Annotated in this window: 15 protein-coding genes and 2 tRNA genes; 11 read left to right on the forward strand and 6 right to left on the reverse strand. The window is 65.3% G+C overall.

The annotated features are described in order from the left end of the window. Window positions 1-2 precede the first annotated feature (2 nt). From PC358_RS14625 to PC358_RS14655, 7 genes are all read left to right on the forward strand, one after another. Complete coding sequence (locus tag PC358_RS14625; protein ID WP_033700760.1) at window positions 3-1148, forward strand: acyl-CoA dehydrogenase family protein; 1146 nt, start codon at window positions 3-5, stop codon at window positions 1146-1148. Further along, the gene (locus PC358_RS14630; RefSeq protein ID WP_033700762.1) at window positions 1145-1972 is read left to right on the forward strand and encodes an SDR family NAD(P)-dependent oxidoreductase; all 828 of its coding nucleotides are present in this window, start codon (window positions 1145-1147) and stop codon (window positions 1970-1972) included. Before PC358_RS14625 ends, PC358_RS14630 begins: the two co-directional genes overlap by 4 nt. 10 nt (window positions 1973-1982) lie before the next feature. Beyond that, window positions 1983-2954, forward strand: coding sequence for a fatty acid desaturase (locus PC358_RS14635; protein ID WP_033700764.1), 972 nt, complete (start codon window positions 1983-1985; stop codon window positions 2952-2954). A 41-nt stretch (window positions 2955-2995) separates the two neighbouring features. Then, window positions 2996-3796, forward strand: a complete 801-nt coding sequence (locus PC358_RS14640; protein WP_033700765.1) for a DUF3050 domain-containing protein — start codon at window positions 2996-2998, stop codon at window positions 3794-3796. A 73-nt stretch (window positions 3797-3869) separates the two neighbouring features. After that, a complete protein-coding gene (locus PC358_RS14645) occupies window positions 3870-4934 on the forward strand; it encodes an HlyD family secretion protein (RefSeq protein WP_033700766.1) in 1065 nt (354 codons plus the stop codon). Continuing rightward, entirely contained in the window at window positions 4931-6502 is a 1572-nt protein-coding gene (locus PC358_RS14650; protein WP_033700768.1) for a DHA2 family efflux MFS transporter permease subunit, read from the forward strand. Before PC358_RS14645 ends, PC358_RS14650 begins: the two co-directional genes overlap by 4 nt. Then, complete coding sequence (locus PC358_RS14655; RefSeq protein ID WP_033700769.1) at window positions 6472-7818, forward strand: TolC family outer membrane protein; 1347 nt, start codon at window positions 6472-6474, stop codon at window positions 7816-7818. The genes PC358_RS14650 and PC358_RS14655 overlap by 31 nt, the downstream gene beginning before the upstream one ends. Here the strand turns inward: PC358_RS14655 and pcaQ are convergent. From pcaQ to PC358_RS14675, 4 genes are all read right to left on the reverse strand, one after another. Next, window positions 7809-8741, reverse strand: coding sequence for a pca operon transcription factor PcaQ (gene pcaQ / locus PC358_RS14660; RefSeq protein WP_033700770.1), 933 nt, complete (start codon window positions 8739-8741; stop codon window positions 7809-7811). The two genes, PC358_RS14655 and pcaQ, sit on opposite strands and share 10 nt — an antisense overlap. 379 nt (window positions 8742-9120) lie before the next feature. Continuing rightward, complete coding sequence (gene nirD / locus PC358_RS14665) at window positions 9121-9483, reverse strand: nitrite reductase small subunit NirD (protein ID WP_033700771.1); 363 nt, start codon at window positions 9481-9483, stop codon at window positions 9121-9123. After that, window positions 9483-12035, reverse strand: coding sequence for a nitrite reductase large subunit NirB (gene nirB, locus PC358_RS14670; RefSeq protein WP_033700772.1), 2553 nt, complete (start codon window positions 12033-12035; stop codon window positions 9483-9485). Before nirB ends, nirD begins: the two co-directional genes overlap by 1 nt. A gap of 241 nt (window positions 12036-12276) precedes the next feature. Next, the gene (locus tag PC358_RS14675; protein ID WP_033700774.1) at window positions 12277-16308 is read right to left on the reverse strand and encodes a bifunctional nitrate reductase/sulfite reductase flavoprotein subunit alpha; all 4032 of its coding nucleotides are present in this window, start codon (window positions 16306-16308) and stop codon (window positions 12277-12279) included. Window positions 16309-16585: 277 nt separating this feature from the next. Here PC358_RS14675 and map point away from each other — a divergent pair, with 277 nt between their 5' ends. Further along, window positions 16586-17362 carry a type I methionyl aminopeptidase gene (gene map, locus PC358_RS14680; RefSeq protein WP_033700776.1) on the forward strand — a complete coding sequence of 259 codons (777 nt, stop codon included), beginning with the start codon at window positions 16586-16588 and terminating at the stop codon, window positions 17360-17362. Between the two features lie 147 nt (window positions 17363-17509). Here map and PC358_RS14685 read toward each other — a convergent pair. Then, window positions 17510-17586 (reverse strand) — tRNA-Asp (locus tag PC358_RS14685). Between the two features lie 13 nt (window positions 17587-17599). Beyond that, window positions 17600-17675 (reverse strand) — tRNA-Val (locus tag PC358_RS14690). A 217-nt stretch (window positions 17676-17892) separates the two neighbouring features. On the opposite strand from PC358_RS14690, the gene rdgC reads away from it, so the two are divergent. The 3 genes from rdgC (at window position 17893) to sugE (ending at window position 20395) form a co-directional block, all read left to right on the forward strand. Next, window positions 17893-18813, forward strand: a complete 921-nt coding sequence (gene rdgC / locus PC358_RS14695) for a recombination-associated protein RdgC (protein WP_033700777.1) — start codon at window positions 17893-17895, stop codon at window positions 18811-18813. Between the two features lie 184 nt (window positions 18814-18997). Next, window positions 18998-19963, forward strand: coding sequence for a bile acid:sodium symporter family protein (locus tag PC358_RS14700; RefSeq protein WP_033700778.1), 966 nt, complete (start codon window positions 18998-19000; stop codon window positions 19961-19963). Window positions 19964-20077: 114 nt separating this feature from the next. Beyond that, the gene (gene sugE / locus PC358_RS14705) at window positions 20078-20395 is read left to right on the forward strand and encodes a quaternary ammonium compound efflux SMR transporter SugE (protein WP_033700779.1); all 318 of its coding nucleotides are present in this window, start codon (window positions 20078-20080) and stop codon (window positions 20393-20395) included. The last annotated feature ends 8 nt before the right edge of the window (window positions 20396-20403 follow it).

Below are 20403 nucleotides of genomic sequence, written 5' to 3' on the forward strand. Positions count from 1 at the left end.
CCATGCCGTTGCCACTCCTGCAAAACGCCAGGCAAACCCTGAACCGCTTTGCCCCAGGCTTCGCCGACCTGCTGACAGAACTGCCATTCGAGCAGCGCGAGGCGGCAGGCAGCCCGGTGGTGGACTGGTTCAAGCAGAACGGGCCGGTTGCCTTGCTGGTGCCCGGGGCTGGCGGTGGCCTGGGGGCCAGCGCGCGCCAAGCGCTGCATGTGCAGCTTGCCCTCGGCGCCTTGTCGCCCTCGCTGGCTGTGGCCAGCACCATGCATCAGTTTTCCGTGGCCAGCCTGGTCGCGGTTGCCGCCAAGGGCACAGGCGCCGAAGGCCTGCTGTTGTCAGCCATCGCCCGGCAGCGCCTGCTGCTGGCGTCCGGCTTCGCTGAGGGCGTGCCCGGTGGCGGCATCCTCGATGCCGGCATGGAAGCCTTGCAACTGGCCGACGGCGTACGCCTGAGCGGCAGCAAGCAACCGTGCAGCCTGACCCGCTCGATGGACCTGCTGACTGCCAGCTTCAGCCGGGCCAGCGAGCACGGCGAAGAGCTGATGATCGCCCTCATCCCCGCGTCCGCACCGGGCATCAGCCACCACCCGTTCTGGGGCAACAGCGCTCTGGCCGGTGCACAGAGCCTGGAACTGCGCCTGGAGGATGTGTACGTCAGCGAGAAGATGATCTTCTCCGCCGGGTTGAAGTCGCAGCTGGGCGATGTACAGACCATCGGTTTCATCTGGTTCGAGCTGCTGATCAGCGCCAGTTACCTGGGGGCCTGCATGGGCCTGGTGGAGCGGGCGATCGACGAGCGCCGCTGGAGCGACCAGCAACGGGTGCAACTGGCCTGCCAACTGCAATTGTGCCTGAGCGCCCTGGAGGGCTTGGCGCATGAGGTCGATCAGCTGCAAGGCGACGCCGATGACTTGCTCGCGCGCCTGCTGCTGACCCGCTACGGCATCGAGCAGCAACTGGCCAGCGCCTCCGACCTGGCCCACCAGATGCTCGGTGGCCTGGCCTTCATCCGCTCGAACCTGAGTTGCGACTGGCTGGCCAGCACCCGTGGCCTGCAGTTCCACCCTCCCGGGCGTTTCAGCATGACGGCCAACCTCGACCGCTACCTGCATGGCGCCACCTTCAGCATTGCCAATGGAGTCACCCTGTGAAACTGCTCAACAAGATCGTCGTCATCACCGGCGCGGCACGCGGCCTAGGCCTGGAAACCGCGCGCAAGCTCAAGCAGCAAGGTGCAACCGTGATCGGCATCGACCGGCTCGAACCGCACACGGCCCTCAACTTCGATGCCTACTACCTGCTCGACCTGTGCGACCGCGAGCGCCTGGACGAAGCCGCCGCCTCGATCCTGGAGCGCTTCGGCGACATCGACATCCTGGTCAACAATGCCGGGGTGCTGACCTTGGAGCGCGGCGAGACGGGGGTTAACGACGACGTGCGCCGCGCCCTGGAAATCAACCTGCTGGCCCCCTGGCAGTTGACCTCGCGGTTCTTGCCGGCGCTGCTGCGCACGCAGGGCAAGGTGGTCAACGTGTCTTCGCTGTTTGCCCTGGTGAACGCGCCCTACGTCGCCGCCTATGCCACCAGCAAACGGGCCATGAGTGCCTATTCGGATGTACTGCGTATGCAGTACCCCGGGCAACTGGACGTGGTAACGGTGTTCCCTGGGTTCATCGACACGGCCATTCACGACCCGGCCGAACGGGTCGGCCTGTCGGTCAAGCGCCTGGTCAGCTTCAAGCGCGGCGAGCGCGTGCTGCTGTCGCTGGAAGAAAAACTCGATGACGCCAGCAATGGCCTGGTACGTGCCTGCACCCAGCGTGGCCTGCGCAACCGTGGCCTGACCTTCCTCGGCAGCGTGGCCATGTACACCGCCCGCTGGCTGCCGAGCGTGGTCGACGCGTTCATCAGCCTGCGCCTGCGCCGCTTGAGCAACGCCGGGCAGCTGTCGCTCAAGCCCGAACTGATCGACTGAGGGCAGGCCGATGACGCAACTGGCACTGGACAAGCCCACGCTACGCCCGGACCGCAGCCTGCTCAAGCCGTCGGCGCTGGAAACCACCTGGGTGGTCGGCTATGCGTTGCTGCTGTTCGCCGTCCCGTTGGCAGTACTGGTGGAGACCCTCAGCCAGCTGCCGCAGGCATGGCCGCTGGCCCTTCCACTGCTGCTGCCGGCGGGTTACGGCCTGTTTCTGCAGGGCATCCTGGGTCACGAGGGCTTCCACTTCAACCTTAGCGAAAACCGCCTGTACAGCTGCATGCTGGCGGTGTTGCTGAGCTCGATGCTGACCGGCTTCTGCGTCACCGGCTACTTCGTCGACCACTGGCAGCACCATCGCCATAACGGCAGCCCCAAGGACCCGGACTGGCGCCTGCTGCGGCGCTATCGCCTGGCCGTGACCCGGCTGCTGGTGTCACGCCTGCATGCCACCGCCTGGTACCTGCTGCAGACCGTGCGCCTGGCCCTGCCCGGCGCCAAGGTCGAAGGCACGCTGCCGCTTCCGGACAAGCAGATCCGCTTGCTGGCCAGGGTCAATCTGGCCTGCCAACTGCTGTGGCCGGCGCTGTGGCTGGCGCTGGCGACGAAGTGGCCGGTGCTGCTGCCGGCGATGGCTGGGTGCCTGTTGCTGGCCTTGTTGATTTCCGCGCTCAACGCCTATCAGGAGCATGCCTTCGAGGCCTGCGTCGACCGGCCGGTGGCACGCTCGCGCACCGCCTGGCTGAGCACCCTGCTGCACCTGGGCTCCAACTATCACCTGGAGCACCACCTGTACCCGCGGGTGCCGTGCTGGCGCCTGCCACGGCTGCACCGCCAATTGCTCGCCAGCGGTTGGTACGAAGGCCGCCAGGCGCTGCTCGAACCGCGTTTCTTCGGCGCCTTGCGCTACTGCAAGGCACGTTTCCCCTATGCCGGCGCCTGGCAAGCAATGCCACCGCCAGGCCGCCCCGGGCAGTAACCAGCGCCCGGTACACCGCCCCCACACTCAAGGAGCCGAGTATGTCTTTTGATGTTGATGCAATGATCGAGAATGAACGCCGCACCCTGCTGGCACACCCCCTGTTCGCCAGGATCAGCTCGCTGGATGACGTGCGCCTGCTGATGGAGAACCACGTGTTCGCCGTGTGGGATTTCATGACGCTGCTCAAGCGTATCCAGCGCGACCTGACCTGCGTCACCCTGCCCTGGCTGCCGCCGCGGCACATCATTGCCGCGCGGCTGATCAACGAGATCGTCACCGGCGAAGAAACCGACGAGCACCCTGGCGGCGGCTTCATCAGCCACCTGGACCTGTACCTCAGCGCCATGGACGAGATTGGCGCCGACACTGGCCCGTTCCGTCAATTCCAGGCCCTGCTGCAAGCAGGCGTGCCACTGGCCCAGGCGTTGACCAACGTCGACATCCCGCTGCCGGCCAAGGTATTCGTCAGCAAGACCCTCGACGTTGCCCTGCATGGCTCGACCGAGCAGGTACTGGCGTACTTCTTCTTCGGCCGCGAGGACATCATCCCCGACATGTTCGGCGGCCTGCTGCAGCGCTGGGCGATCGAGGAAGCCAGCGTGCCGATGCTGACCTACTACCTCAAGCGCCACATCGAGATGGACGGTGACGATCACGGCCCGGCGGCCAAACGCATCATCGCCGAGATCGTCAGCGAACCCGCACAGCAACAGGCGCTGGCCAAGAGTGCAGCCGATGCGCTGGTAGCCCGTACCGTGCTGTGGGACGGCGTGTTCGAACTGCTCAACCAGCGCGCCACCGCGACTGCGCAAGCCACTTGCGTGGCGGCAGCCAGCTGAGCATTGCCCCTTGCCTGCGCAGGCCGCAGGCAAGGGGCAATGGCCTTAAACGACAAGGACGAGAGCGTGTGACATGGTGAAAGGCAAGTACACCAAGTTGGCAGTATCGGTGCTGGTCATCGCAGGCCTGGCCGTACTGGGGCTGCAACGCTGGCAATACGCAAAGCAGTACGTCAGCACCGACAACGCCGAAGTGGAAGGCGTGATCATCCCTATTCGGGCCAGGCTGAGCGGCGTGGTGGTACAAGTGCCAGTGCACGAGAACACCCGGGTGAACCAGGGAGACCTGCTGTTCCAGGTGCGTGAGGACGAATACCAGCAGCGGCTCGAACAGGCCCGAGCCAATTATCTGGGCGCGCTGGTCGCCACAGGCCAGGGCGGCATGCCTGGCCTGATGGACAGCCAGGTGCGCAGTGCCGCCGCACGCAGCCAGGCAGCACAGGCCACCATCGGACAACTGGTGGCCAACGCCGAGCAGGCCCGCAGCGACTATCGGCGCACGCAACGGCTGGCCGAGCAGGGTGTGGTCAGCACCCAGGACCTGGAAGCCGCGCGCGCCCGCTTCGATGCCCTGAACCATCAATTGCAGGCTGCCCGGGACAACTCCACTGCCGCCCGTGAAGGCACCTTGGCCAACCAGGCGGCACTGAAGGTGGAAGAGTACCGGATCAAGGCAGCCGAATCGGCCTTGGCCCTGGCCCGTATCGAGCTGCAGGATACCCGGCAGGCCTCGCCACGGGCCGGGGTCATCGTGCACAAGGATGTGCAGCCTGGGCAATTCGTGGTGGCCGGGCAAAAGCTGCTGAGCCTGGTCAGCACCGAGCGCATGTGGGTGGTGGCCAACTTCAAGGAAACCCAGATCGGCCGAGTACGGGTCGGCCAACCGGCACGCATCAGCGTCGACGCCTTTCCCGGGCAGCAGTTCGAGGGTGTGGTGCACAGCCTGGTACCGGCCACCGGTGCGCGGTTCTCGCTGCTGCCGCAGGAGAACGCCACCGGCAACTTCACCAAGGTGGTGCAGCGCATCCAGGCACGGATCGAGTTCCGGCAACTGCCCACGACCATGCAACAGGCACTTAGCCAAGGCATGAGCGTGTTCGTCGAGGTCGATACCCGCGACAGCGGGCAGGCACTATGAAGTCGCCCTGGCTGGTGGCCGTGACGGTTACCTTGATCTCGATGATGGAGCTGCTCGACGTGACCATCGTCAACGTCGCCATTCCAAGCCTGATGGGCAGCTTTGGCGCGTCGGTGGACGAAATCTCCTGGATCTCTACCGGTTACATCGTGGCCAATGTGGTGATCCTGCCAGCCAGCGGCTGGCTGTCTGCCTGGTTTGGCCGGCGCCGCTACTACCTGGTGTCATCGGCGCTGTTCGTGCTGGCGTCACTCGGTTGCGCCGTGTCCCAGGAGCTCTGGCAGCTGGTGCTGTGGCGCGTGATACAAGGCCTGGCCGGGGGCGGCCTGCTGGGCATCTCGCAGGCGATCATCTATGACGTGTTCCCCAAGGAGAAGGTCAGCTCAGGCATGGCCTTGTATGGCGTCGGGGTGATGATGGGGCCGACCCTCGGCCCGTCGGTGGGGGGCTACCTGATCGATGAGTTCTCCTGGCACTGGATCTTCCTGATCAACCTGCCCATTGGTGCGCTGGCCCTGCTGCTGGCCTGGCTGTGCGTGGGCGACTCGCCCAACGAGCGGCGCCCGCAGAGCATCGACTACCTGGGCTTCCTGTTGCTTGCCGTCGGTGTCGGCAGCTTGCAGATCCTGCTGGAGCGCGGCGAGCACTGGGACTGGCTGGAGTCGGACCTCAGCCTGCTGTGCCTGGCCCTGGCGCTGCTTGGCCTGGTGGGCTTCTGCTACTGGGAGCGGCGGGTGAGCAACCCGATCGTCAACCTGGCGCTGTTCAACAACCGCGAGTTCCTGCTGGGTTCGGTGTGCGCCTTCTGCGTCGGTTTCGGCCTGTACAGCACGCTGTTCATGGTGCCCCTGCTGCTACAGACGCTGCTCGAACAAAGTGCCTACCAGAGCGGCCTGGTGATCTTCCCTGGGGCCCTGGCCAGCGCGGTCAGCACCTTGGTGATCGGCAAGCTGTCGCAGGAAAACCGCATCGATGAGCGCTACTTCATCTGCGTGGGCATCCTGGTCTACGGCTACGCCATGTACCTGCATACCCAGTTCACCCTGCAGAGCAACCCCGACACACTGTACTGGCCGCTGATCATCCGGGGGTTCGGCCTGGGCATGATCTTCGTGCCGCTGACCAACCTGGCCATGCGCCAACTGCCGGTACAGCTGATCTCGGTAGGTTCGGGCGTGCTCAACCTGATGCGCCAGCTCGGAGGCAGCGTCGGTATCGCCATCGCCGCCACCCTGCTCACGCGTTTTTCCTGGGCGCGCTACCGGCAGCTCGCCGAGCATGTCGACGAAAACCGCCTGGTCACCAGCGGCTGGGACCTGGCCAGCCTCGACCCGCGGCGGCTCTCCACCGAGCTGCTCGGCGCTGACCAGGCCAACGCCCTGCTGGCCTTCGTCCAGGCCCGGGAGCAGGCGCAGATGCTCGGTTTCAGCATGCTCTTCGGCCTGCTCGGTGCGGTGATGCTGATCGGCGTCCCGATGGTGCTACTGATGCGCAACCCCCGCCAACACAAGCCCTCACTTGCAAAGGAGTCCGCGACGTGCTCGGACAATGCACACGAATCCGCCTAGCGGTGCTGATACTGGCGCTGGTCTGCGCCAGCCCCGTACAGGCCCGCGACCTGTACCAGACCTACCAGCAGGCCCTGGGGCATGACATGGCCTATGCCGCCGCCCAGCAACGCCAGCTGGCGGCCGCGCAAAAGGCCCCGCAGGGGCTCGCCACGTTGCTGCCGCACCTGTCCCTGGAAAGCGGCGCAGCCTGGGTCGACCGCGAGCACAGCGGGGCGGCCAGCCGCAACCGCGACAACTCCAATGCCTACGCGCTGGTATTGATCCAGCCCCTGCTGCGCTGGCAGAACGTCATCGGCCATGAACAGGGCAAGGCCCTGGCAACGGCGGGCGAAATCGACCTGCTGGCCGCGCGCCAGGACCTGATACTGCGCGTGGCCGACGCCTACTTCGAGCTGTTGCTTGCCGAAGACCAACTGGGCACCAGCCGCCAGCAAATGCAGACCCTTGGCCAGCAGCTGGACAAGGCACAGCGCTTTCGGCGCGAGGGCTCGGGGACCGAAAACGAAGTGCAGCGCATCCAGGCCCGCTACGACCTGGCGCAGGCCGAACAGATTGCCGCCGGCAATGCCTTGCGCCTCAACCAGCAGGCATTGGCGAGGCTGACCGGCAGCACGCCGGGCGAGTTGGCCAGGCTCGATGACGAGGTGGCGTTCAGTGGCCCGCAACCGGCCCGGCTGGATGCCTGGACCGACCAGGCACGCCAGCACAACCTGAAGGTGCAGGCCGCCGAGGTGCGCCAACTGATCGCCGAGCAGGAAGTGGAAAAACAACGAGCCGGCCACCTGCCAACCCTCGACCTGGTGGCCGCGCATGGCCGTTTTGCCTCGGTCGGTGGCAGCCTTTACGACGTCACCGTACCCGAGGAGAAATACACCCAGACGGTGGTTGGCGTGCAACTGAGCGTGCCGCTGTATGCCGGTGGCGGTACTCAGAGCCGTACCCGCGAGGCGCGTGCCCTGCAGGGCGCGGCCGAAGATGAGCTGGAAGATGCACGGCGCGAAGCTGATTTCATGGCGCGCCAGGCCTACCTCAACCTGACGGGCGGCATCAGTCAGTACCAGGCCCTGCAACAGGCCATGCGCTCCAGCCAGAGTGACCTGCGGATCACCACGCACGCCTTCGAGGCAGGCGCGCGCATCAGCAGCGACGTGCTGGATGCCGAGCAGCAGCTAACCCGCACCCGCCTGCAACTGGCCCGCCAGCGCTATGCCATCTTGCAGGCGCAGCTACGCCTGATGGCGGCCAGCGGCAGCCTGAGCGATGACAACCTCAAGGCGCTCAGTGCCCTGCTGACAGCACGGGTTCAGGGGTAGCTACCCTCGCGGTACTGCCCCGCCACCTCGCGCAGCACCTCGCACACCCACTGCCCCGGCAGGCTCTGCGGCAAGGCGGCATTGCGACAGATGCCGACCGAGCCGCCCGGCTCGCGCACGCCCAGGTCGAGTTCGACCAGTTCGCCACGGCCAAGGTCGATCAGCACGGCGTCGCGCGGTGCCACCCACACGGCATCACTGCCCAGCAGATAGCGGCGGCTCAAGGCCAACGACAAGGTCTCCAAGCGCTGCGCCGGCAGCTGCACACCACATTGAACGAACAGGCTGTCGGCGTGCTGGCGAATGGTGGTGCCAGGGGGTGGCAAGACCAGCGGATAGCGCCCCACCTGCGCCCGTTCCACTGGCGTGGTGGCCAGCAGCGGGTGCCCCGGCCGCACGACCAGGCTCATCGACTCGCTGTACAGGTGCTCGAACGACAGGCCTTGAATCTGCGGGCTATCGGTCATGCGCCCGACCACCAGCTCCAGCTCACCCAGGCGCAACTGCCCGAGCAACTGCGCACTGGCCCCCGTCACCACGCTGATCAGCAACGCCTCATGACGCTGATGCAGGCGGCACAGCACTTCGGGCATCAACAAGCCCTCGACGGTAGAGAGCACGCCAATGCGCACTTGCGACGGCGCCCGTGCTTCGCCGCGCAGGCTGCTCACGCCATCGCGCAGGGCCTGTACGCTGGGCCCGGCGTAGCGCATGAAGCGGGTGCCGGCCGGGGTCAGTTCGACGCCGTGCCGGCTGCGTTCGAACAGGCGTGCTTCCAGCAGCTCTTCGAGTTCCTTGAGGGTCTTGGAAATCGCTGGCTGGCTGATGGCGAGGCTATCGGCAGCCCTGGCCAGGCTGCCCTGCCGGGCGATTTCCAGGAAGCACAGCAGGTGGCGGTACTTGATGCGGGTGTCGAGGTTCATGGCCTGAAGCTTACCGCATTGGGGGGAGTGGGCAGCTTTTATAGTGCTCGCCGCAGCGTTTTTGTCGCCTGGGAGATCGAGCGCCGCCCGCGCGGCGCTTCGCGGGGCAAGTCGGATCGCCGCACCGCCGCTCCCACATCTGTTTCGGGCCAGTGAGGCCTGTGCCATTTGCGCGCGGCCCCTTGGTGCCTGTCTCGATATCGCGTCGTACAAACAAGGCGGTCGCGCGCAAATGCCACAGGCCTCACTGGCCCGAAACAGATGTGGGAGCGGCGGTGCGGCGATCCGACTTGCCCCGCGAAGCGCCGCGCGGGCGGCGCTCGATCTCCAATACGGCGAAAATCCAACGGCAAACAGCGTCCGGGGCTTCAACAATTCATCACGCCACCGCCAGCTCCACCGCTTCACCATTGATCCGCACCGGCCACACCCGCAGCCGCTGCGCGGCATCCTCCAGGCAATGCCCGCTGTGCAGGCTGAAATGCTGCTTGTAGAGCGGCGCCGCCACCACCAGCTGGCCCTGCACACTCCCCACCAGCCCACGGCCGATGATGTTGGCCCCCGAGCGCGGGTCACGGTTGTCCAACGCATACAACGCCTGCTCCTGCCCTGGCAGATAGAACAGCGCCACCTGGGCCCCCTCGTGCCACACCACCACGCCGGAATCGGCAACCAGGTCGCGGGCCTGGCAGACCGTTTGCCAGTTGGGTTGGTGCGCTACAGCAGTATTTGACAGGTTCATCAGACAGCCTCCTCGACAGTGGGAATCAGGTGCAACGCTGCAGCAGGGCGGCGTTGTTCGCGCTCGCGGACGAAGTGCACGTCCGGGTCGGCGCGGTGGTCGTTGACGAAGGTGCGGAAGCGCTTGAGCTTTTCCGGGTCGTTGAGGGCGTTGGCCCATTCGCATTCATAGTGATCGACCACATGCTGCATCTGTGCTTCCAGCTCGGTTGCCAGGCCCAGGCTGTCGTCGAGGATCACCTGCTTGAGGTAGGCCAACCCCCCCTCCAGGTTTTCACGCCATACCGAGGTGCGTTGCAGCTTGTCGGCGGTGCGGATGTAGAACATCAGCACGCGGTCGATCAGGCGTACCAAGGTGTCGTCGTCCAGGTCGGTGGCGAACAGCTCGGCGTGGCGCGGGCGCATGCCGCCGTTGCCGCAGACGTAGAGATTCCAGCCCTTGTCGGTGGCGATCACGCCGATGTCCTTGCTCTGCGCTTCGGCGCATTCGCGGGTGCAGCCGGATACCGCGAACTTGAGCTTGTGCGGGCTGCGCAGGCCCTTGTAGCGGTCCTCCAGGCGCAGGGCCATGGCCACGCTGTCCTGCACGCCATAACGGCACCAGGTGCTGCCCACGCATGACTTCACCGTGCGGGTCGACTTGCCGTAGGCATGGCCCGTCTCGAAGCCGGCCTCGATCAACTCGCCCCAGATCAGCGGCAGTTCGTGCAACTGGGCCCCAAACAGGTCGATGCGCTGGCCGCCGGTGATCTTGGTGTACAAGTCGTACTTCTTGGCCACCTGGCCAATGACGATGAGCTTGTCGGGGGTGATTTCACCGCCCGGTATGCGCGGCACCACCGAGTAAGTGCCGTTTTTCTGCATGTTGGCCATGAACGTGTCGTTGGTGTCCTGCAGCGGTACCAGCGCCGGGTCCATGATCGGCTGGTTCCAGCACGAAGCAAGGATATTGCCCACCGCCGGCTTGCAGATAGCGCAGCCGACATGGCCTTTGCCATGGCGCACGAGCAGGTCATGGAAAGTGCGGATACCGCCAACTCGTACCAGCCCGTAAAGCTCCTGGCGGGTGTAGGCAAAGTGTTCGCACAGGCTCTTGTCGACCGTCACGCCGCGGGCCGTGAGTTCGTGCTCGAACACCTGCTTGAGCAAGGCCGCGCAGCCGCCGCAACCGCTGGCCGCCTTGGTGCAGCCCTTGACCGAGGCAAGGTCGCTGCAGCCGCTGTCGATGGCGGCGCAGACCGCGCCCTTGCTGACGTTGTGGCACGAGCAGATGGTCGCGCTGTCGGGCAGGGCATCGGCACCCAGGGCCGGAGCGCCGCCCGTTTGTGGCAGGATCAACGCGGCCGGGTCGGCAGGCAGGGCTATACCGTTCTGCGCGTACTGCAACAGGGTGTCGTAGTAGCTGTTGTCACCCACCAGCACCGCGCCCAGCACATGCTTGCCGCTGGCATCCACCACCAGCCGGCGGTAGGCGGCGTTGGCTTCGTCGATGAAGCGGTAGCTGCGCGAGCCTGGCGTGGCGCCATGGGCATCGCCGATCGAGCCGACATCCACGCCCAGCAGCTTGAGCTTGGTCGACATGTCGGCACCGGTGAAGGCAACCGCGGCATCCCCCACCAGCAGCGCCGCCAGGTTACGGGCCATGCTGTAGCCCGGCGCAACCAGGCCGAACACGCTGCCGTTCCACGACGCGCACTCGCCGATGGCGAAGATGCGCGCATCGCTGGTGCGACAGTGGTTGTCGACCACCACCCCGCCCCGCGCGGCAGTGTCCAACCCGCATGCGCGGGCCAGGGCGTCCTGCGGGCGGATGCCGGCGGAGAACACGATCAGGTCGGTTTCCAGGTGTTCGCCGCCGTCGAAGTTCATGCGGTAGCGATAGCCCTCACCGGCACTGATCGACTGGGTGGCGCGGGACAGGTGCACGCCCACGCCCAGGGCCTCGATCTGTGCCTTGAGCGCCGCACCGCCCTCGCTGTCCAGCTGCACGGGCATCAAGCGTGGGGCGAACTCCACCACATGCGCTTCCAGGCCCAGGGACTTGAGTGCATTGGCCGCCTCCAGGCCCAGCAGGCCGCCACCCACCACCACGCCACGCTGGGCATTGCTGGCGGCGGCGCGGATTGCATCGAGGTCGTCGAGGGTGCGGTAGACCAGGCGGGCGTTGCCGCTGGCCCCTTCGATCGGCGGGACGAACGGGTAGGAGCCGGTGGCCAGTATCAACTGGTCGTACGCGTAGCGGCCTTGGGGGGTAACCACCTCGCGGCGCGTGCGGTCGATCTCCACCACCGCTTCGCCCAGGTGCAGGTGCACGCCTTGGCTGGGGTAGAAACCCTGCTCGCACATCGCCAGGGTCTCGGCGCAGCTGCCGCCGAAGTATTCGGAGAGGTGCACACGGTCGTAAGCACGCTGGCGCTCTTCACCGAACACCCGCACCTCGAAATGCTGCAAGGCGCCACGCTCGATCAATTGCTCGACGCAGTGGTGGCCGACCATGCCGTTGCCGACAATCACCAGTTGCTCTCGTTGCCTGCCGTTCGCTGTTGCCGTCATAGCCGATCCTCGATCAAAAAAAAACGCCTGGAGCGGAAGCTCCAGGCGCCTTTGCCTGTACTCATCAGGGTGTGCCCCTGGTTGATCGCCGTTGATCAGTGGGGCGTGTTGTGAACGTGATAAAGCAGGGAATGTGCCAAATGCTGTATCGCCTGTTCAAACGCGACAGGGCCAGAAAAGTCATCGGACATTCCAGAAAAAACCGCACAGCCAAGGTGCACCCATCCCCATCCCGGTGCACTCAATACACATCGCGCCGATAACGCTTGGCCTTGCTTAACCCTTCAACATACGCATCCGCCGCGGCCTCGCTCATGCCACCGTGCTCGGCGACGACCCTGCGCAGCGCGCTGTCCACATCCTTGGCCATGCGCTGGGCATCACCGCACACATAAAAGTAGGCACCCGCCTCCAGCCAGCGCCAAAGGTCGGCGCCTTGCTCGTGCAGGCGCTGCTGCACATAGATTTTCTCGACCTGGTCGCGGGAGAACGCGGTATCCAGACGCAAGTGGCCTGTCGCTTGCCATGCCTGCAACTGTGCCTGGTAATAGAAGTCGCTGGCCGCATACTGCTCGCCGAAAAACAGCCAATTGCCCCCGCGTGCCCCACGCGCTTCTCGTTCTTCGAGAAACGCCCGAAACGGCGCGATGCCGGTGCCCGGCCCAACCATGATCACCGGCACGTTATCGTCCTCGGGCAGGCGAAAATGCTTCGAGGCCTGCGGGAAGATCGCCACCTTGATGCCGTGCGCGCGGTCGGCGAGGAAGGTCGAGCAAGCGCCCTTGCGCTGCCCGTAACGCACGGTCGAGACGGTCAGGTGAACTTGGCCAGGGTGCGCCAACGGGCTGGAGCTGATCGAGTACAGGCGTGGCTGCAAGGGTTTTAACAGGTCGAGCCAGGTGGCCAAGGGCAGGTCCTGGGGGAACTCGCGCAGCACATCCGCCAACTGCCGCCCCCACAACCAGTTTTGCAGCTCGGCCTTGTGCTCGGGCTGGAGCAACCGGCGCAGGGCCTCGGCGCTCTGGCTGAACACCTGCAACTGCGCCGGGGTGACCTTGGCGATTTCCAGGTGCGCCTCCATGGCATCGGCCAGCGGCAGTGAGGCCTGGCCTTTGACCTCGACCAGGGTCTGGCCATCGAGCCGCATCAGCGCCAGCAGCTCTTCGACCAGCGCCGGGCAGTTGCGCGGCCATACGCCCAAGGCGTCGCCCGCCTGGTAGCTGAAGGTGCTGCCAGCCAGGTCGAACACCAACTGGCGCGTCTCCTTGCTGGCACCCGGGGCATTGAGCACGCGGTTCTCCAGCAAGGTGGCCGACCATGGCTGCTGCTTGCTGCAGGCCTGCTCAGGCGAAGGCGCGCCACTGGCCTGGGGCGCGGCGGCGTCAGCCAACTGCGCCAACAAGGCGTCGAGCCAGGTGGCGAATGCCTCATCGTAATCCGGCTCGCAATCCACCCGTTGCAGCAGTCGCCGCCCACCCAGCTCGGCCAGGCGCTGATCGAGCTTGCGGCCAAACCCGCAGAACTGGCCGTAACTGGAATCGCCCAGGGCCAATACGGCATAGGGCACATCGGCGCAGTGGCCGCCCTCCTCGCCTTGCAGTGCCTGCCAGAACAGCGCCGCACTGTCGGGCGCGTCGCCATCGCCGAAGGTACTGGCGATCAGCACCACACTGGCAGCACCGCGCAACTGCTGCGGGCTGAGTGTATCCATGCAATTCAGGCGCACCGCCAAGCCGGCGTCACGCAGGCGCTCGGCACAGCGCTCGGCCAGCGCCTCGCCGTTACCGGTCTGCGAGGCCCACAGCACCTGGTGCTGCGGCGCCTCCAGCACCCGGCTGGGCAGCGCCGAAGGCTGCGCGAACACGCCCGCCAGCAGGCCATCAACGAACCACCGTCGGTTAGCGGCCAGTGGCGCGCTAGCCGGCAGGCTTGGCACACCCTCGGCGCGGGCCTGCTCCAGGCCAAGCAAGAAGCCCTGCAGGTAATGGCGCTCTTGCTCGGCCAGCGCCGGGGCCGGCAGGTTGTCCAGGCCAAGCAGACGAAACAGGGTGGCGGTCGGCATGTGGGCAGACTCCGGGTGGGCAGTGGCGCCGCTCAGGTCGAGGGCGTCGATACGTTCGCCGGCAACCCGCTCAAGGGCCACGGCGCAGTGTTTGAAGGCGGGCTGCAGCGACAGTGGGTCGACCGCATCACAGGTGACGGCATTGATGGCCAACTGCTCGCCGATCAGGTCGTTCCAGTGAAACGGCGCGAAGCAGTTACCTGGCATGACCCGGTCGCTGATGCGCGCCGGCAGCACGGCCTGACCACGGCGAGAGCGAATGGCCACCTGGTCCTTTTCGGCGATGCCAAGCCGTGCGGCGTCCTCGGGATGGATTTCGATGAAAGGGCCAGGCTCCAGCTTGTTCAGCGCCGGCACCTTGCCGGTCTTGGTCAGGGTGTGCCACTGGTGCTGCACGCGGCCTGTGTTGAGCACCAGGGGGTAGGCGTCATCCGGCAACTCCGCTGCCGGCAACCAGGGCCGAGCGAAAAAGCGGGCCTTGCCGCTGGCGGTGGGGAACGCCAGCGCCGGGCGCTGGCCCTGGGCGTCGTGCAGCAGCGTCTGGCTGCTGCCATCGTTCAGGTAGCGCAATGGGCTGCGGTCGCTGTCACGCCCTGGTGCGCATGGCCACTGGCGCGGCTGCGCACGCAGGTCGGTGTAGCCGATGCCGCGCAGGTCGTAGCCGGTAGCGGGGTTATGGAAGCGGCGAATCTCGTCGTACACCGCTTCGGCATCAGCGTAATCGAACGCATCGGCATAGCCCATCGCGCAGGCCACCCGGGCGATGATCTGCCAGTCCGGCAGGCTCTGGCCAGGAGGCGCCACGGCGCGTGGCATCAAGGTGAGGTTGCGCTCGCTGTTGATCATCACGCCCTCACCTTCGGCCCACAGTGCCGCAGGCAGGAGGATATCGGCATAGCGGTTGGTCTCGGTGTCGAGAAACGCATCCTGGGAGATCACCAGCTCGGCCCGGCGCAGGCCGTCGATCACCTGCTGGCGGTTGGCGACGCTGGCCACCGGGTTGCTGCAGATGATCCAGCAGGCTTTCACGTCCCCTGCTTTCAGCTGTTCGAACAGCGCCACCGTACCCTCGCCGCCTTCGCTGCGCAGGGTACCTGGTGGCAGTTGCCACTGCTGTTCGACGAACGCGCGGTCGCCTTCCACCAGCGCCGAGCGCTGGCCTGGCAGGCCGGGCCCCATGTAGCCCATCTCGCGGCCGCCCATGGCGTTGGGTTGGCCGGTCAGCGAGAAAGGCCCGCTACCGGGGCGGCAGATAGCGCCGGTGGCCAGGTGCAGGTTGCACAGGGCGTTACAGTGCCAAGTACCGTGGATGCTCTGGTTCAGGCCCATGGTCCAGCAGCTCATCCAGTTGTTGGCACGGCCGATCCATTCGGCGGCCTTGATGATGTCGGCCTCGGCCAGCCCGGTGATGGCGGCCACGCGCTCGGGGCTGTAGTCGTCGAGAAAGGCTGGCAGTTCGTCCCAGCCGTCGGTGTGGCGAGCGATGAAGTCGGGGTGGGTGTGGCCGTTGCGGTGTAGCAGATGCAACAGGCCGTTGAGCAAGGCCATGTCGCTGCCGGGGCGTACCTGCAGGAACAGGTCGGCCTTGTCGGCGGTGGCGCTGCGCCGCGGGTCGACGACGATCAGCTTGGCGCCGGCCTTGACCCGGTCCAGCAGACGCAGGAACAAAATCGGGTGGCAGTCGGCCATGTTGGCGCCGATTACCAGGAATACGTCGGCATGCTCGAAGTCCTGGTAACTGCCAGGTGGGCCATCGGCACCGAGCGACAGTTTGTAGCCACTGCCGGCGCTGGCCATGCACAGGCGCGAGTTGGACTCGATATGGCGGCTGCGGATAAAGCCCTTGGCCAGTTTGTTGGCCAGGTACTGGGCCTCCAGCGACATCTGCCCGGACACATACAGCGCCACGGCATCCGGGCCGTGCTGGTCAACGATGCCGCGCAGGCGTGCGGCGGTGGCCGCAATGGCCTGATCCATGCTGGCGCGCACCGGCGGCTGGCTGCGCTGCTGACGCAGGTAGGCATCCTCCATGCGCCCGGCGGCGGTCAGCGGCACGTGCGCGGTCAGGCCCTTGGTGCACAAGCGGCCAAAGTTGCTGGGGTGCTGCTTGTCGCCGCTGATCTTGCTGACCTTGCCATCGGCAACGCGCATGACGATGCCACAGCCGACGCCGCAATACGGGCAGACACTGCGTACTTCGCTGCTGCTCATGGGCCGGTCTCCTTGGGAAACGCAAAAGGCGCCGGCTGCCCCCGCTTGCATGGCAAGCGGGGCAACACGGCGCCTTTGTCGTGAAGAGGTGCGGGCAATCGGCATTGATTGCCCTGGGTAGGGGTCAGTCAGCAATTAGCGGGCCAGCTGTGCGGGCCTCTTCGCTGGCGGCCCGCGCGCCCGTGCGGGGCCGGTTTGCCGCACCATGCGGTGGCACCGCGAAGGCCCATGGCGCTATGCTGGGGCACATTTTTGCCAGAGTTACTGCCTTCTCCCCATGTCCCAGGTGATCCTCAAAACTCCCGCCCAACTCGACCTGATGCGCAACGCCGGCCGGTTGCTGGCCCAAGTGTTCGCTGAACTCGATGGCTTCATACGCCCCGGCGTGACCACGATGCAGATCAACGACCACGCCGAACGCTATATCGTCGAAACGCTCAAGGCTCGGCCGGCAAGCAAGGGCCAGTACGGTTTCCCTTACGCCCTGAATACCTCGGTGGACCACGTGGTGTGCCACGGCATGCCGAAGGCGGATGAGGTGCTCAACGAGGGGTCGATCATCAATGTCGACATCACCCTTGAACAAGGCGGCTACATCGCCGATTCGTCGAAGATGTACTGCATTGGCCCGATCAACGACGAGGCGCGTCGGTTGGTCGAAACGACCTACGACGCGCTATGGAAAGGCATCGAGCAAGTGCGCCCCGGGGCGACGCTTGGCGACATTGGCCATGCCATCCAGGTACATGCCGAGGCAGCCGGCTTTAGCGTGGTGCGCGAGTATTGCGGCCATGGCATTGGCCAGCAGATGCACGAAGGGCCCGAGGTGCTGCATTTTGGCCAGCGCGGCATGGGCATGAAGCTCAAGCCCGGGATGGTGTTTACCATCGAACCGATGATCAACCAGGGCGGGCGTGGCACTCGGACCTTGAAGGATGGCTGGACGGTGATTACCCGCGACCATGCGCTGTCGGCGCAGTGGGAACATACGGTGGCGGTGACCGAAGCAGGGGTTGAAGTGCTGACGTTGCGCAAGGAAGAACGCATGCGTTGATGCGGCCTTGCACCACCAACGCCGGCCCGCTACCACAGGGGCCGTGCTGAACCGCAGAACGCCTCAAAAAGCAGAAACAAAAAAAGCGACCCTAAGGTCGCTTTTCCTGTAACTTCCGGGTGTTCAGTGGGCCCTGGAAGTTGAATATGGCGCAGCGGACGGGACTCGAACCCGCGACCCCCGGCGTGACAGGCCGGTATTCTAACCGACTGAACTACCGCTGCGCTATACATCGAGTGGTGGGTGATGACGGGATCGAACCGCCGACCCTCTGCTTGTAAGGCAGATGCTCTCCCGGCTGAGCTAATCACCCTTTCGTCTCGGTGTGGCGCGCATTCTACGGATGAGCCCCCACCCTGGCAAGCACTTTTTTCGACTTTTTTAAAAAATTTTTCGAAGCCTTTCAAAGACCTAGCAACGCTGGTCTTTTCTTCTTCTATATATAGGTGCTGGCCCTCTGACAGGGTTGGACGGGAACCACTGCTCGGAGAATAATGCCCGCCTTATGCATTAAGGAGAGATTGCCCCTCATGTGGTTCAAGAACCTGCTGACCTACCGCCTGACCCAGGATGTTCCATTCGACGCCGAAGCGCTGGAAACCGCCCTGGCCAGCAAGCCGGCCCGTCCCTGCGCCAGCCAGGAGCTGAACACCTATGGCTTCGTCGCGCCGTTCGGCAAGGGCGAAGACGCTCCCCTGGTGCACGTCAGCGGCGAGTTCCTGCTGATCGCCGCGCGCAAGGAAGAACGTATCCTTCCAAGCAGCGTGGTCAATGACGCCGTCAAGGAAAAGGTCGAAGAGATCGAGACCGAGCAGATGCGCAAGGTCTACAAGAAGGAACGCGACCAGATCAAGGACGAGATCATCCAGGCCTTCCTGCCGCGTGCCTTCATTCGGCGCTCGATGATCTTCGCCGCCATCGCGCCGCGCCTGGGCATGATCCTGGTCAACTCGGCCAGCGCCAAGCGTGCCGAAGACCTGCTGTCGACCCTGCGTGAAGTGATGGGCTCGCTGCCGGTACGCCCGGCAACCGTGAAGATCGCACCCGTTGCCACCATGACCGACTGGGTCAAGTCGCAGCAAGCCGCCGAAGGCTTCTATGTACTGGACGAGTGTGAGCTGCGCGACACTGCCGAAGATGGTGGCATCGTGCGCTGCAAGCGCCAGGACCTGACCAGCGAAGAAATCCAGCTGCACCTGAGCACCGGCAAGGTGGTCACCCAGCTGGCCCTGGCCTGGCAGGACAAACTGTCGTTCGTGCTGGACGACAAGATGGTCATCAAGCGCCTGAAGTTCGAGGAGCTGCTGCAAGAGCAGGCAGAACAGGATGGCGGCGATGAAGCCCAGCAGCAGTTCGATGCCAGCTTCCTGCTGATGATGATGACCTTTACCGAATTCCTGCCGGTGCTGTTCGAGGCATTGGGTGGGGAGGAGATTCCGCAAGGGGTCTGAGTGGCATGAAATGTCGGGGCTGGGCTGGGACGTATTCTCAGCCAGTACCGGCCTCTTCGCGGGGCGAGCCCGCTCCCACAGGTACCCCGCTTGATCTCAAGCTCATCGGGGTACCTGTGGGAGCGGGCTCGCCCCGCGAAGAGGCCCTCGAAAACTGCATCTCTATAAGTACAAGGACCTGCCCATGCGTGCCCTCGCCGCCCTCAGCCGCTTCGTCGGCAATACCTTTGCCCTCTGGGTGCTGGTATTCGCCGTGCTGGCCTTCCTGCAACCGCAATGGTTCATCGCCCTGAAAGTGGCCATCGTACCGTTGCTGGGCCTGGTGATGTTCGGCATGGGCCTGACCCTCAAGCTCGATGACTTCGCCGCCCTCGCCCGCCAGCCCTGGCGGGTGATGCTGGGGGTGGTGGCGCACTTCGTGATCATGCCAGGCATGGCCTGGCTACTGTGCCAGCTGTTCCACCTGCCGCCCGAGATTGCCGTGGGCGTGATCCTGGTCGGCTGCTGCCCTAGCGGCACGGCTTCGAACGTGATGGTCTGGCTGTCCAAGGGCGACCTGGCGCTGGCGGTGGCGATTGCCGCCGTCACCACCCTGCTCGCCCCGCTGCTGACCCCGGCGTTGATCTGGTTCCTGGCCTCGGCCTGGCTGCCGGTCTCGTTCATGGACATGTTCTGGTCGATCCTGCAGCTGGTCATGCTGCCGATCGTGCTCGGCGTGCTGGCCCAGCGCCTGCTGGGCGCGCGGGTGCAGGCGGCGGTGCAGGTGTTGCCACTGGTGTCGGTGGTGAGCATCGTCATGATCGTCTGTGCGGTGGTGGCGGCCAGCCAGGCGAAAATCGCCGAGTCGGGCCTGCTGATCATGGCCGTGGTGATGCTGCACAACAGCTTCGGCTACCTGCTGGGTTACCTCACCGGCAAGCTCTGCAAACTGCCACTGGCCCAGCGCAAGTCGCTGGCATTGGAGGTGGGCATGCAGAACTCAGGGTTGGGGGCAGCCTTGGCGGCGGCGCATTTCTCGCCATTGGCGGCGGTGCCGAGCGCGCTGTTCAGCGTTTGGCACAATATTTCGGGGGCGCTGCTGTCGACCTGGTTCCGCCGTATGGAAGCGCCTTTGCCGGTAGATGAACGTGGCGAACCTGCCAGGCACTGACTTGCCCAGCCATCAGAAAATGTGCACCCTATTGCCCACTGTGGGGACGGCCTCACGACGCACCGCGTGACCATTCCGGGGACGGCCCCATCGTTGGCAACAATGGAGGCACCTATGTCCTGGATCATCCTGTTTTTCGCCGGCCTGTTCGAAGTCGGCTGGGCGGTAGGCCTGAAGTACACCGACGGCTTCAGCCGCCCGCTCCCCACCGTGCTTACCGTCGGCGCCATGGTCATCAGCCTGGGCTTGCTGGGCCTGGCCATGAAAGAACTGCCGCTGGGTACCGCCTACGCCATCTGGACCGGCGTTGGCGCCGTGGGCACGGTGATCGCCGGGATCATCCTGTTCGGCGAGTCCATGGCCCTGGTACGGCTGGTCAGTGTGGCGCTGATCATCTGTGGCCTGATCGGCCTGAAAGTCAGCGCCAGCTGACCATGCCC

This window comes from Pseudomonas capeferrum, from assembly GCF_000731675.1.
Classification (GTDB): domain Bacteria; phylum Pseudomonadota; class Gammaproteobacteria; order Pseudomonadales; family Pseudomonadaceae; genus Aquipseudomonas; species Aquipseudomonas capeferrum.

What these genes read in the sequence shown, in the direction of transcription:
- PC358_RS14625 (WP_033700760.1), top strand. Translation starts at nt 3, where the DNA reads ATGCCGTTGCCACTCCTGCAAAACGCCAGGCAAACCCTGAACCGCTTT.
- PC358_RS14635 (WP_033700764.1), top strand. Translation starts at nt 1,983, where the DNA reads ATGACGCAACTGGCACTGGACAAGCCCACGCTACGCCCGGACCGCAGC.
- PC358_RS14640 (WP_033700765.1), top strand. Translation starts at nt 2,996, where the DNA reads ATGTCTTTTGATGTTGATGCAATGATCGAGAATGAACGCCGCACCCTG.
- PC358_RS14645 (WP_033700766.1), top strand. Translation starts at nt 3,870, where the DNA reads ATGGTGAAAGGCAAGTACACCAAGTTGGCAGTATCGGTGCTGGTCATC.
- PC358_RS14650 (WP_033700768.1), top strand. Translation starts at nt 4,931, where the DNA reads ATGAAGTCGCCCTGGCTGGTGGCCGTGACGGTTACCTTGATCTCGATG.
- pcaQ (WP_033700770.1), bottom strand. Translation starts at nt 8,741, where the DNA reads ATGAACCTCGACACCCGCATCAAGTACCGCCACCTGCTGTGCTTCCTG.
- nirD (WP_033700771.1), bottom strand. Translation starts at nt 9,483, where the DNA reads ATGAACCTGTCAAATACTGCTGTAGCGCACCAACCCAACTGGCAAACG.
- nirB (WP_033700772.1), bottom strand. Translation starts at nt 12,035, where the DNA reads ATGACGGCAACAGCGAACGGCAGGCAACGAGAGCAACTGGTGATTGTC.
- PC358_RS14675 (WP_033700774.1), bottom strand. Translation starts at nt 16,308, where the DNA reads ATGAGCAGCAGCGAAGTACGCAGTGTCTGCCCGTATTGCGGCGTCGGC.
- map (WP_033700776.1), top strand. Translation starts at nt 16,586, where the DNA reads ATGTCCCAGGTGATCCTCAAAACTCCCGCCCAACTCGACCTGATGCGC.
- rdgC (WP_033700777.1), top strand. Translation starts at nt 17,893, where the DNA reads ATGTGGTTCAAGAACCTGCTGACCTACCGCCTGACCCAGGATGTTCCA.
- PC358_RS14700 (WP_033700778.1), top strand. Translation starts at nt 18,998, where the DNA reads ATGCGTGCCCTCGCCGCCCTCAGCCGCTTCGTCGGCAATACCTTTGCC.
- sugE (WP_033700779.1), top strand. Translation starts at nt 20,078, where the DNA reads ATGTCCTGGATCATCCTGTTTTTCGCCGGCCTGTTCGAAGTCGGCTGG.